The sequence below is a fragment of the Hyphomonas sp. genome, assembly GCF_046313975.1.
Lineage (GTDB): Bacteria > Pseudomonadota > Alphaproteobacteria > Caulobacterales > Hyphomonadaceae > Hyphomonas.
Genome location: NZ_JBKBXB010000006.1, coordinates 1 through 12,499, shown reverse-complemented (window position 1 = coordinate 12,499; position 12,499 = coordinate 1). Strand labels below are relative to the sequence as shown.

The following is a 12,499-nucleotide window of genomic DNA, read 5'->3' as shown; positions in this document are numbered from 1 at the left end:
AGCCTAGCGCCCGCCAATCCCGACATAGTCGCGCATCGCCGCGCCGGTATAGATCTGCCGCGGACGGCCGATCTTCTGCGTCGGATCTTCCAGCATCTCGTTCATCTGAGCGACCCAGCCAACTGTGCGGGCAACAGCGAACAACACCGTGAACATCTTCGTCGGGAAGCCCATCGCTTCCAGGATGATGCCCGAATAGAAGTCGACGTTCGGGTAGAGCTTCTTCTCGACGAAATACTCGTCCTGCAGCGCAATGCGCTCCAGCTCCATCGCCACTTTCAGCAGCGGGTGATCGCGCAGGTCCAGCGCATCCAGCACTTCGTGGCAGGTCTTCTGCATCACCTTCGCGCGCGGGTCGTAGTTCTTGTACACGCGGTGGCCGAAGCCCATCAGGCGGATGCCGCTCGACTTGTCCTTTGCCTTCTTCACGAAATCCTGCACATTGCTGATATCGCCGATCTCGCGCAGCTGGCGCAGCGCCGCTTCGTTTGCGCCGCCATGGCTCGGCCCCCACAGGCTCGCAACACCGGCCGCAATCGCGGCAAACGGGTGCGCGCCGGACGATGCCACAAGCCGCACGGTCGAAGTCGATGCATTCTGCTCATGGTCCGCATGCAGCATGAAGAACCGGTCCATCGCGCGCGCGAGCACCGGATTGATCTCATACTCTTCCGCCGTCACGGCGAAGCACATGTTCAGGAAGTTCTCGGCATAGGTGAACTTGTTCAGCGGATCGATGAAGCGCTGGCCGAGATTGTACTTCATGCAGCGCGCCGCAATCGTCGGCATCTTGGCAATCAGGCGGATCGAGTCGCGCCGGCGCTCTTCCGGATCCTCGTTGCCCATCGCGCCGGGATAGAAGGCCGCCATGCCGCCCACCGCACCGGTCAGCATCGCCATCGGGTGGCTGTCACGGCGGAAGCCATCAAAGAAACGGTCCTGCTGGGTGTGTAGCAGCGTGTGCTGGCGCACATCCTTGTTGAAGGCTTCATACTCGGACTTGTTCGGCAGCTCGCCGTTCAGCAGCAGGTAGCACAGCTCAAGATAGCTCGATTTCTCCGCCAGCTGTTCGATCGGATAGCCGCGGTGCAGGAGGATGCCTTCGTCGCCATCGATGAAGGTGATCTGGCTCTCGCAGCTGCCGGTAGATGTAAAGCCGGGATCGAGCGTGAAATGATCCGTGTCCGCATAAAGCTTGCGGATATCAATGACGTTCGGCCCATGTGTGCCCGAATACACCGGCAGCTCAACCGATTTGCCGCCAACTTCCAGCTTCGCCTTGCCGGCGTTCTTGACCTTGTTTTCCATCAGCTCTTTCCTGTTCGATCCAACCCGGGCAGCTCCAAGGCGCCCGCCTCATCCAATCTGGTCTTCAATCCGGCCAAGCGTTTCGTCGCGCCCGAGCCAGTCCATCACCGGCGCCAGATCGGGAGCGGGAAGCCCGCCCGTCAATGCCGCCCTCAATGGCGGGCCTATCTGCCCCATAGACAGGCCTGTTGCAGCGCAATATGTCGCGATCGTTTCTGAAATGCTAGCGCCGGACCATGACGGGATGTCGCGCAGCTGCTGAGCCAATCCCCGGAGACGCGAAATTCCTTCGTCCGACAGGGCCTTGCGCGCGTTCTTGGCGAGCTCAAGCGGACGCTTGACGCGGAGGAAACGAAACGCTTCCGCCAGCTCCACAAGCGTCGCGCCGCGATCTTTCATGTGCGGCAGCGCCGCCAGGATTCGCGCGCGAACCTCCGGTGAAAGCGGCGCGCCGTCCTCCAGGAACGGCGTCAGCAGAGCGAACAGCCGGTCATTCACGCACTCCCGGATGAAATGCGCGTTCACCGTGCCAAGCTTCTCGAGGTCCAGCCGCGCCGGCGCCTTGTTGATCCCGCTGAGATCGAACAGGCGGATCGCCTCTTCCTCGGTGAATATCTCCTGATCGCCATGGCTCCAGCCGAGGCGCAGCAGGTAGGCCTTCAGCCCTTCCGGCAGATAGCCGAGATCGCGGTACACTGTCGTCGACAGTGCTCCATGACGCTTCGACAGTTTCGCGCCGTCATTCCCGTGGATCATAGGCAGGTGAGAGAAGTGCGGCACGTCCCAGCCCATCGCCGTGTAGATCGGGATCTGGCGGAACGTATTGCGCAGATGGTCATCGCCGCGGATCACATGGGTCACGCCCATATCATGATCGTCCACCACGACCGCCAACATATAGGTCGGCGTCCCGTCTGCACGCAGCAGCACCAGATCATCAATCTCGGACGATTGAATCGTCACCGCGCCCTGAACACCGTCCTCAACCGTCTGCTCGCCGCCGTCTGGCGCCCGCAGCCGCACGGTGTATGGCGTATCCGCTGCCGGCGGCGACCCGCCATCGCGCCAGGGCGACCGGAACGGCGCCAGCAGCGCGCTCGCCTCGGCCAGCAGCGCGGCTTTTTCCGCTTCGGAAATTCCCTCGGTCCGCGCCGCCAGGCGCTTTTCCTCGCCAAGGTCGCGCCGGGCCTGCAACTCTTCAGACGTCACATAGCACCGGAACGCCGTGCCGCGCGAAATCATCTCGTGCGCAACCTCGGCATGCCGCCCGGCGCGAGAGAACTGCATCAGCGGCGGCTCGTCCGGTGTCAGCCCGAGCCACTCCATCGCATCGAGAATTGCCGCCGTCGCTTCCGGCGTGGAGCGCTCCCGGTCAGTATCCTCGATCCGCAGCAGGAACTTCCCGCCATGCTTTTTCGCGAAAAGGTAGTTGAAAAGTGCCGTGCGAGCGCCTCCAATATGGAGCATCCCTGTGGGGGAAGGGGCAAACCGCGTAACGACGCGCATGGCGTGGGCACTCTCCGGGAAATCTGGGCACTCGCCCCGCTGTCGGGGTGCAGAAACACGAAGGTGGGGGCAAGTGCAAGGGGCTGGGCTGGTGTTCCGGGCAGTGCGCAGCGGTCTGGACAGCCTGTTCAGCATCGACGCCCGCCCGCTTTTGCTCTCCTTTGCTGTCTGCGCGGGCGCGGCCGTCTATTTTTCGCTGCCCGGTGAGCCGGATCTGACGAATCTCTGCAGCATTTCCGGCGCCCTGTTCATCCTGTTGATCGCCATCCGTCATTGGTCGCCCGTCGACTGGCCGGTCACTGCCCTCATCGTATTCTTCGGTTTCTCCCTCGGCGCCGCCGCCGGCAGCGTGAGGGCCCACACCGTTGCCGCGCCGGTCATCCTCGAAGCCGCGGGCCCCGCGATGGTCGAAGGCTGGGTTCAGGACATTGAACCGGGCAACAAGGGCGTGCGTCTGGTCATCCGCACCCATTCCGTTGCGGGCATGTCTCCGCAAGACGTGCCCCGCTATGTCCGGCTTACCCAAACAAGCCGGCTGGAAGTCGCACCCGGCCGGTTTGTCCGCTGTTGGGCCATGCTTCGCCCGCCGCCGGGGCCGGCCATGCAGGGCGAGTACGACTTCCGGCGGCAAGCCTGGTTCGAACAGCTCGGGGCGGTCGGGTTCGTGCAGGGCCGCTGCCGCGGCGGCGCGCTTGGTGCGCCCGCAGACCCGCTCAATCAGGCCGCCCTCTCGCTCGGCTCCGCCAGCCGCAATCTGGCTCTGCATGTCAATGAAGCAGCCGGGCAGCGGGCAGGGGGCTTTGCATCTGCGCTTGTCTCCGGCGACCGCAGTTTCATGCGGGCGGAGGATGCCGACGCGCTGCGCAATACCGGTCTCGCCCACCTGCTCGCCATTTCCGGCCTTCACCTGTCCATCGTCGGCGGGCTTGTCTTTCTTCTGTCGAAACGGCTGTTGATCCTGATCGAACCGATTGCGCTGCGCACTCCGGCGCAGAAGCCCGCCGCCATCATCGCCTTCTTGGCCTGCCTCGCATACCTGATCATCTCAGGCTCCAGCGTCGCAACGCAGCGCGCCTTCATCATGGCAGCCATCGTCTTCGCCGCGATCGTGTTCGACCGCTCGGCCATCAGCCTGCGGACATTCGCCATCGCCATGCTCGCTGTCGTGCTGCTGCAGCCGGAGAGCGTCGTCACACCGGGCTTCCAGATGTCATTCGCCGCCACCGGCGCCCTGATTGCGGCCTATGAAGCCTGGCGCAACCGCCGCGCTGCCAGCGACAAGCGACTCGGCCCGATCGGCTTCAGCTGGGCTTCCATCGTCGTAACATCCATCGTGGCGGGCTTCGCGACCATGCCCTACGCCATGTTCCATTTCGACCGGGCAGCGCCCATCGGCTTTGCCGCCAATCTTGCCGCCATGCCGGTTGTCACCTTTGTCTCTGCGCCGGCAGCCGCCATTGCGTTCATCCTGGCGCCATTCGGCTTGTCGGATATGGGTTTGCGCCTCTTCGGATACAGTCTCGAACTGGTGCTCGCGATCGCGCACTATTTTGAACGCTATTCCTACGAAACCGGATACTCCGTACACAGCATGCCGCCCTTGGCGCTCGTCCTGTCATCCCTCGGAATTGCCGCCGCCATCGCAACAACCGGCGTGACACGGGCCCTGACCGGCGGTCTCTTTGTCGCCGCAGCCATGGCCGTCTGGGCCGGCTCCCCGCGCTTCCTCGCGCATTGGTCAGCCTCTGGCGAAATCTTCTACGTCAGTGGCGCCAACGATATCGAGCGCCGGCGCATCGTCAAAGGCAGCGGCCTCTCACCCCTGCGGTTCACCAAAGTGCCCGGAACAGCCTGCGACGCTCCGGCCTGCGATATCCCGTCGAGCGGAGGAACACTCCGCCTCCTCTCCGGAGACGATGCACATTTCTGCATCTACACAGCAGCGCCGCCCCCGCTCACGGAAGGCTGCGCCAGCAAGGCTGATCTGATCTGGTCATGGGCAGACGTCACCGCATCCGGCGGCCTCACCGCCCACATCCGGCGAAAAGAGATACGCGTCTCCACACCGACGCCTTGCGGCCAGCGCCTCTGGCACCCCTGCAAACCTGACTATTCCGCTTCAGGCAACTGACCGCGGCTCTGCAAACCGCCGCGCTCAGTCGTACTTGCGCACCAGCGATACAAGCCGCCCTTGGACCTCGACCCGGTCAGGCCCGAAAATCCGCGTCTCATAGGCCGGGTTCGCCGCCTCGAGCGCCACAGACGCCCCCTTGCGGCGCAGGCGCTTCAGCGTCGCTTCCTCACCGTCGATCAGCGCCACGACAATGTCGCCCGTCTGCGCACTGTTCGTGCGCTTCAGGATCACGATATCGCCGTTCAGGATGCCGGCCTGGATCATCGAGTCGCCCTGGACTTCCAGCGCGAAATACTCGCAGCCATCCAGCGCTTCCGTCGGGGCCGGCACATGCCCGTTATCCTGCTGGATCGCCGAAATCGGGGAACCCGCCGCAATCCGTCCGACCAGCGGCACCATGCCCGGCCGGTAAGCTTCCGCCGACTGGTTCGCGACAAGTGCCGGTTTGAAGTCTCGCCGCTGGCGTCCCATCGTGGAGGGCGCCGCCGAGTCAGGCAGCTTCAGTACTTCCAGGGCCCGGGCGCGGTTGGCGAGGCGGCGGATGAAACCCCGCTCCTCCAGCGCCGTGATCAGCCGGTGAATGCCGGACTTCGAGGCAAGGTCGAGCGCCTCTTTCATCTCGTCGAACGAGGGCGACACGCCCGTCTCGCGGATGCGGTCGTTGATAAAGAGGAGCAGTTCTTTCTGCTTGCTGGTCAACATGTGGGGTTACCCCTTGTGATTCTGTGTTCACAAGTGTTCTACGTGTGTTCACGTTTCGGGTCAAGTCGCAGGCGGCCTGTACCAGTTCCGGAAAGTTTAACGCGCGCCGCGCAGTTTCGTAACGAACTCCGCCCGGTCCGCCCGCTTCATCAGGCTCTCCCCGATCAGGAAGCGCCGTACACCGAATGCCCGCAGGCGGACGATATGATCCGGTTCCGAAATCCCGCTCTCCGAAATGAAATGCCGGTCCGGCGGCGTCATTGGCGCAAGACGCTCGCTGATGCCGAGGTCCGTCACCATCCGCTTCAGGTCGCGGTTGTTCACCCCGATCAGCGGGGAGGGCAGTTTTAGCGCCCGCTCCAGTTCCGCCGCATCATGCGTCTCCACGAGCACATCCATGCCCAGCTCCTGCGCCGTCCGCGTCAGCTCCGACGCACATACATCATCCACCGCGCTGAGGATCACCAGGATGCAATCGGCGCCATAGGCCCGCGACTCGATGATCTGCAGAGGATCAATCATGAAATCCTTCCGCAGCATCGGCAGCTTCACAGCGCTCCGGATACGGACAAAATCTTCCAGCGTCCCGCCAAAGCTCGGCAGGTCCGTCAGCACCGACAGGCACGCAGCGCCGCCCGCCTCATAGTCCCGCGCAATCGCCGCGCCGTCTGCCCCCGGCAGAATTTCGCCCGCACTCGGCGACCTACGCTTGATCTCGCAGATCAGCGCATTCTGATCCGCCGCCGTCACTGCCGACAGCGCCGCCGCAAACCCGCGGGTAGGGGGCTGCACCTTCGCGCGCGCCAGCAGCGATTCTGCAGAATGCGCCTGCTTCAGCGTGCGCACTTCATCCGCCTTGTACGCAATGATCCGGTCCAGCGCGTTCATCCGAGGGAGGCCTGCCGCAGTTTCTGAAGCGTCCCCCGCGCCGCGCCGGAATCAATGGCCGCCGCCGCCATCTGAGCGCCCGTCTTCAGGTCATCCGCCTTGCCCAGCACATGCAGCCCCGCCGCCGCATTCAGCACCACCATGTCACGGAACGGCCCGGCATGACCGTCAAACAGGTCGAGGATCGCCTGCGCATTGCCGGTCACATCCGTGCCCTCAAGCGTTGACAAAGGATGCGACCGCAAACCTGCCGCAGACGGATCAACGGAGAACTCGCGCACACCGCCCGGCGTCACTTCGCACACGCGCGTCTCGCCCGAGATCGATATCTCGTCGATCCCGTCCACCCCGTGCACCACCCAGGACTTTACCGTCCCCAGCTCCCGCAGTGCCTCTGCCATCGGCCGCACCCATTCCGGCGCAAACACACCCAGCACCTGATGCTGCGCCCCCGCCGGATTGGTCAGCGGCCCGAGCAGGTTGAAAATCGTCCGTACACCCAGTTTCTGCCGGATCGGCGCCACATGCTTCATCGCCCCGTGATGGATACGCGCAAACATGAAACCCACGCCGGCCTCGGCAATACACGCCTGCAAGGTACGTTCATCAATCTCGATCTGAACGCCGAGGGCTTCCAGCACATCGGCAGAGCCTGTCTTCGGCGGAATGGACCGGTTGCCATGCTTCGCCACCCGTCCGCCCGCCGCGGCAATCACCAGCGCCGACGCCGTCGATGTGTTCAGGCTCTTCCAACTCAGCCCGCCCGTGCCGCAGGTATCCAGCAGCGGCCCCTCGATCGCCACATTGCGCGCATGCCGCCGCATGATCTTCGCGCCCGCGACCAGTTCGCCCGCCGTCTCGCCGCGCACCACGAGACCCATGAGAAACGCGCCCGTCTCTTCCGGAGAAGCTGCGCCCGTCAGTAGCGCGTCAAACGCGCCCTCCAGCAATGCCGTATCCAGCGGCTCGCCGCGCGCAATCGCCTTCAGCGAAGCAGACAGCGGCCCCTCGGTCATGCCTTCACCCGCTTCAGGAAATTGCGCAGCAGCGCGTGGCCATGCTCGGTCAGAATGCTCTCGGGATGGAACTGCACGCCGAACACCGGCCGCGAGCGATGGTGCACGGCCATGATCTCCCCATCCTCCGTATACGCATCAGCCACCAGCGCTTCGGGAAGCGTCTCCGGCTTCACCGCCAGCGAATGGTAGCGCACAACACTATATGTCTCCGGCAAACCTTCAAACAGCGGTCCACCCGAATGCGTGATCTGCGAAATCTTGCCGTGCCGGATTTCCCGCGCCGTCACGACATCGCCGCCAAACGCCTGGCCAATCGCCTGATGCCCCAGGCACACACCAAGGATCGGCAGATCCTCCGGCGCCCGCGCAATCAGCTCCAGGCAGATGCCCGCCTCATTCGGCGTGCACGGCCCCGGCGACAGCAGAACAGCGTCCGGCTTCAGCGCCAGCACTTCGTCCACCGTCAGCTCATCATTGCGCACCACATGCGTGCGCGCGCCCAGCTCCTCGAGATAATGCACGAGGTTCCAGGTGAAGCTGTCATAATTATCGACGACGAGGATCATTGGTCGAACTCATAGCTCGCGGAGAGTTCCGCCGCTCGCCGCAGCGCACCGGACTTATGCACCGTCTCGTCATACTCATACTGCGCCACGGAATCGAGCACGACCCCGCCGCCCGCCTGGATGTGCAGCTGCCCGTCCTTGATCACCGCCGTTCGCAGCGCAATGCAGGTATCAAGGTCGCCGTTCCAGCCGAAATAGCCGACCGCCCCGCCATAAATCCCGCGCCGCGACGTCTCCACTTCATCGATGATCTGCATCGCGCGGATCTTCGGCGCGCCGGAAACCGTGCCCGCCGGAAAGCCCGCGAGCAGAGCGTCCACGGCGTCCATCCCGTCGCGCAGGTCGCCTTCCACATGGCTGACGATATGCATCACATGGCTGTAGCGCTCGACCACGAAACTCTCGGTCACGGTCACGCTGCCATAGGCCGCCACACGGCCCACATCATTCCGGCCAAGGTCCAGCAGCATCAGGTGCTCGGCCTTCTCCTTCGGATCAGCGAGCAGGTCCTCTGCGCGGCGCGCGTCTTCCTCCGCATCTCCGCTGCGCGGGCGCGTCCCGGCTATCGGGCGGATCGCAACGCGGCCATCGCGCACACGCACGAGTATCTCGGGGCTCGATCCTACGAGACACACTTCGCCAAGGTTCATATGGAACATGAAGGCGGAAGGGTTCAGCCGGCGCAGTGCGCGATAGAAACTGATAGGCCGGCGTGTGAACGGCGCCGAAAACCGCTGACTCGGCACCACCTGGAAGATATCGCCCGCCTTGATGTAGTCGCGGCATTTTTCGACGATTTCGAAATACCGCTCCTTCGTGGTGTCCGACTTCACGTCCACCGGCTGCGGTTCGCGGTCTTTCGGGGGCAGGGAGGGCAGATGCTCCAGCCGCGCCTCAACCTCGTCCAGCAGGCGCTCGATGGCCACCTCATTCCCGTCTTCCACCCGGCCGACGAGCATAAGCTCCTGATACAGATGATCGAAAATCACGACCACCTTCGGCACTACCAGCAGCGCTTCCGGAACACCCAGCACATCCGGCCGCGTGATCTTCACCGGCTCGACATACTGGATCATGTCATAGCCGAGATATCCGAACGCACCCGACGCCATCGGTGGCAATCCCGCCGGCGCCTCGGCCTGCGCATCTTTTACAAAGCGGCGCAGCGCCTCGATGGGCGTCCCGCCCGTCGGCTCCGCATCAGAAAAGTCCGCCTGCGCGCCGGTCTGCGCAACACCGCCGAGAATCCGGAACCAGCGGCCCGGCTCGATCCCGATGAAGGAATAACGCCCCAGCCGCTCGCCGCCTGCGATCGACTCGAACAGGAAACTGCCCGGCCGGTCTGCGCCGAGCTTAAGCATGGCGCTGACGGGTGTCTCTATATCTCCGATCCGCCGGCGGATAATCAACCTTGCGGTCATTGCTGATCCGAGATTGACCGTTTGTACGCTGCCAGCGGCGCTTCATTGTTACGAAGCTTGATGGCTGCCGTGATCTCGCTCTGCAGGGCCTGCATCAGGTCCTGTGCAATGAGGTTGGCAGATGCCGACATTACCTCGGCCCCAAGACCGGCCCGCATCGACTCGCTCGGCGGCTCGACGCTCGTCACTTTCAGGATCACATGCATGTTCGGCCCGCCCGTCGGTAGGTTCACGACATCGCCCAGCCGCGAGCTGAACATCGCCGACCGGATCGGTCCCGGAATGCCGGACTGTTCCGCTGTCGCGCGTGTCACCGATTGCGGCAGGGTCTCGATCGGTGCAGACGCTGCTGCCGCCGCCTGCTCGAAGGTCTGCTCGCCCGCGTTCACCCGGTCGAGCATGGCGTTCACCGCGGCCAGCCCGGCGCTCACCTGACGCTCGCTGATCAAGAGTTCGCGCACATCCGCTTGCAATTCCTCGAACGCCGGCGTGGAAGCGGGCACAATGCTGTGTGTTGATGCAACATAGATCGAGTTGCCCGCATCAAACCGGCTCGTCAGCTCGCCCTGCTGCAGGCGGAAGGCCTGCGCAACCGCGTCCCTCGCCTGGTTCAGAACCTCGAACGGTATGCCATCAGCCGTACGCCCGGTTGCATCGACAGGCTCGAAGCTCAGCAGCGGAATCTTCAATTCCTGCGTGATCCGGTCGAGATCATATCCCGCCGCCAGCAATTCTTCGAGACGGTCGACCTTCTGGTTGAACACGATCTGCGCGCGCTCGCGGGCAAGGTCGTTGCGGATGGTTTCTGCCACTTCCTCAATCGGTTTCACCGGGCCCGGCTGCACCGAGATCAGGCGCGCCACCAGCCACTGGCCATTCTGCTCGCGCGGGCCGAACATCGCCCCACTTTGCTTGCCTGCGCCGAACATCGCATCGCGCAGTGCATCGTTGGAAACCTCGGCGCCGCGCTTCGTCTGCAACGTGACCGACAGCGCGCCGCGCACCGAGTTCGGATCGGCCCCGCCCGCCAGCAGGCCAAACGCTTCCCGCGCCGCATCGCGCGTTGCAAAAAGCAGTTCGGCATAGGTCCGCTGGTCCGGTTCCGAAAACCGCTCGGCCTTCGTGGCCTCGTAGATTGTCGCGACCTCCTGGTCGGTCACTTCGACTTCACCGACGAAATCCTCGACCGACATGCGCAACAGGTCGAGCGCGCGGCGCTCGGGCTGCTTCAGCATCTCGAGATTGGCGTTGTAATACGCACGCACTTCTTCCGGCGTCGGGTTGATCGCCGGCTGGCCTGCCAGCGCATCGAACAGGAACCACGAAACGTTGCGCGCCTCCCCAAAATACAGAACCTGCAGGTCCGAAATCGCCTGTGGCGCCTGAACCGCCGACGTCGCCGCCGCCTGCAACGTCGCGATCATCAGGTCATCGCCGATCTGCTCTTCAAATTCCTGCAGGGAGAAGCCCAGCTGGCCTAGGCGCTGGCGCAGCAAGGTCGGGTCCAGTTCGCCGGTCAGCGGGTTCTGGAACGCTTCGATCGAGCGCGTCTCTTCCAGCACCGCCTCCGTCGACGCCGCAAGACCGATACTGGCAGCATATCCGAGAATCGTGACCCGGGCCGATTCCTGTGCAACGATCTGGTCGATCATGCCATTCTCGAGCGCTTCAGACTTTGTGATTGGCCGCTCGGACGTCTGGTTCATGTTGCGCAGCACCGTCTCGACCCGGCGGTCGAGATCGGTTGCGTCAAATCCACGCGATCCGGCCTGCGCAATGTTCGCACCCAGGCCGCCCTGGATCTGGTTCACGATGGTATCCACGCCGAAGAACGCCATACCCACGACGATGATCATGACGACGATTTTGCCGAAGACCGTATTGGTCAGTCGTTTCATCAGGGCCAGCATGTGGGAGGTCTCTTTTCAGCGGGTTTGCCGGATGGCTCACCGCTTGCTAGGCGACGGGCCGGTTACTTGCAAGATAGGGAACGCGGCATGGTACGGAAGCTGATCGCCGGAAACTGGAAGATGAACGGCCTTAAGGCCGACCTGGAAACCATCCGGCAGGTTTCCGCGCACGTCAACTCGGGGGAAACCGCGCCTGAAACCCTCCTGTGCGTGCCCGCCACGCTCCTCTCTGCCGCCGCCGAAACAGCCCGGGGAACGGCCCTCGCGGTTGGGGGGCAAACCTGTAGCAAGCTGGAAAAAGGCGCCTTCACGGGCGATATCTCCGCCCCCATGCTGGCCGAGGCGGGCGCAACCTACGTCATTGTCGGCCATTCCGAGCGCCGCACGGGGCATGGCGAAACCGATGCCGAGGTTGCCGGCCAGGCCGCCGCCGCCCTGAAATCCGGCCTCACCCCCATCATCTGCGTCGGCGAAACCCTCGCCGAGCGGGAGGCCGGCGCCACACTCCGCATCATCGAAAGCCAGCTCCGGGGCTCGCTCGAAGGCCTTGAGACGGCAGGGTCTTTTGTCATCGCCTACGAGCCCCTGTGGGCCATCGGCACCGGCAAGGTCGCCACGACCGGGCAGATCGCCGAAGTCCACGGCTTCATCCGCGCCTTCCTCGCCGGCCGCTACGGCGCCCCCGGCAACGCTGTCCGCATCCTCTACGGCGGCAGCCTGAACCCTTCCAACGCCCCCGAAATCCTGCCCGTTCCCAATGTCGATGGCGGCCTCATCGGCGGCGCCAGCTTGAAGGCGGCGGACTTCCTCTCCATCTACGAGACGGCGCGCGCGCTGCAAGTGTGAGCCACCCGGCTTGGCGAATGGCGCCAAGAGCGTTAAGCGAGCGCAATCTTTCTGAAAATCAGGCCCCGGATTCATGCAAAACGTCATTCTCGTCATCCATATTCTCGCCTGTCTGGCGATGATTGGCCTTGTTCTCGTTCAGAAATCTGAGGGCGGCGGTCTGGGAATCGGGGGTGGCGGCGCCAATTCGCTGATGTCC

Annotated in this window: 11 protein-coding genes; 3 read left to right on the top strand and 8 right to left on the bottom strand. The window is 63.8% G+C overall.

The genetic code is table 11. The annotated features are described in order from the left end of the window. Positions 1-3: 3 nt before the first annotated feature. The gene (gltA, locus tag ACK4TE_RS03575) at positions 4-1,308 is read right to left on the bottom strand and encodes a citrate synthase (protein WP_409910107.1); all 1,305 of its coding nucleotides are present in this window, start codon (positions 1,306-1,308) and stop codon (positions 4-6) included. Between the two features lie 48 nt (positions 1,309-1,356). Next, on the bottom strand, positions 1,357-2,814 hold the full coding sequence (gene gltX / locus ACK4TE_RS03570) for a glutamate--tRNA ligase (protein WP_409910106.1): 1,458 nt from the start codon (positions 2,812-2,814) through the stop codon (positions 1,357-1,359). Between the two features lie 91 nt (positions 2,815-2,905). Between gltX and ACK4TE_RS03565 the strand changes: the two genes are divergently transcribed. Further along, the gene (locus tag ACK4TE_RS03565) at positions 2,906-4,945 is read left to right on the top strand and encodes a ComEC/Rec2 family competence protein (RefSeq protein WP_409910105.1); all 2,040 of its coding nucleotides are present in this window, start codon (positions 2,906-2,908) and stop codon (positions 4,943-4,945) included. Positions 4,946-4,969: 24 nt separating this feature from the next. Here ACK4TE_RS03565 and lexA read toward each other — a convergent pair whose 3' ends face one another. From lexA to ACK4TE_RS03535, 6 genes are all read right to left on the bottom strand, one after another. Beyond that, positions 4,970-5,650 carry a transcriptional repressor LexA gene (gene lexA, locus ACK4TE_RS03560; protein ID WP_409910104.1) on the bottom strand — a complete coding sequence of 227 codons (681 nt, stop codon included), beginning with the start codon at positions 5,648-5,650 and terminating at the stop codon, positions 4,970-4,972. 96 nt (positions 5,651-5,746) lie between these two features. Continuing rightward, complete coding sequence (gene trpC, locus ACK4TE_RS03555; protein ID WP_409910103.1) at positions 5,747-6,538, bottom strand: indole-3-glycerol phosphate synthase TrpC; 792 nt, start codon at positions 6,536-6,538, stop codon at positions 5,747-5,749. Continuing rightward, on the bottom strand, positions 6,535-7,554 hold the full coding sequence (gene trpD / locus ACK4TE_RS03550; RefSeq protein WP_409910102.1) for an anthranilate phosphoribosyltransferase: 1,020 nt from the start codon (positions 7,552-7,554) through the stop codon (positions 6,535-6,537). The genes trpC and trpD overlap by 4 nt, the downstream gene beginning before the upstream one ends. Continuing rightward, positions 7,551-8,123: an anthranilate synthase component II gene (locus ACK4TE_RS03545; protein WP_409910101.1), complete on the bottom strand. Its 573-nt coding sequence runs from the start codon at positions 8,121-8,123 to the stop codon at positions 7,551-7,553. Before ACK4TE_RS03545 ends, trpD begins: the two co-directional genes overlap by 4 nt. Continuing rightward, positions 8,120-9,544 (bottom strand): anthranilate synthase component I, encoded by a 1,425-nt coding sequence (gene trpE / locus ACK4TE_RS03540; RefSeq protein WP_409910100.1) that lies wholly within the window; start codon positions 9,542-9,544, stop codon positions 8,120-8,122. The genes ACK4TE_RS03545 and trpE overlap by 4 nt, the downstream gene beginning before the upstream one ends. After that, entirely contained in the window at positions 9,541-11,454 is a 1,914-nt protein-coding gene (locus tag ACK4TE_RS03535; RefSeq protein WP_409910099.1) for a SurA N-terminal domain-containing protein, read from the bottom strand. Before ACK4TE_RS03535 ends, trpE begins: the two co-directional genes overlap by 4 nt. 87 nt (positions 11,455-11,541) lie before the next feature. Here ACK4TE_RS03535 and tpiA point away from each other — a divergent pair, with 87 nt between their 5' ends. Both tpiA and secG read left to right on the top strand, forming a co-directional pair. Next, on the top strand, positions 11,542-12,300 hold the full coding sequence (gene tpiA / locus ACK4TE_RS03530) for a triose-phosphate isomerase (RefSeq protein WP_409910098.1): 759 nt from the start codon (positions 11,542-11,544) through the stop codon (positions 12,298-12,300). A 73-nt stretch (positions 12,301-12,373) separates the two neighbouring features. Beyond that, on the top strand, positions 12,374-12,499 hold a 126-nt coding region (gene secG / locus ACK4TE_RS03525; protein WP_409910191.1), incomplete at its 3' end, for a preprotein translocase subunit SecG.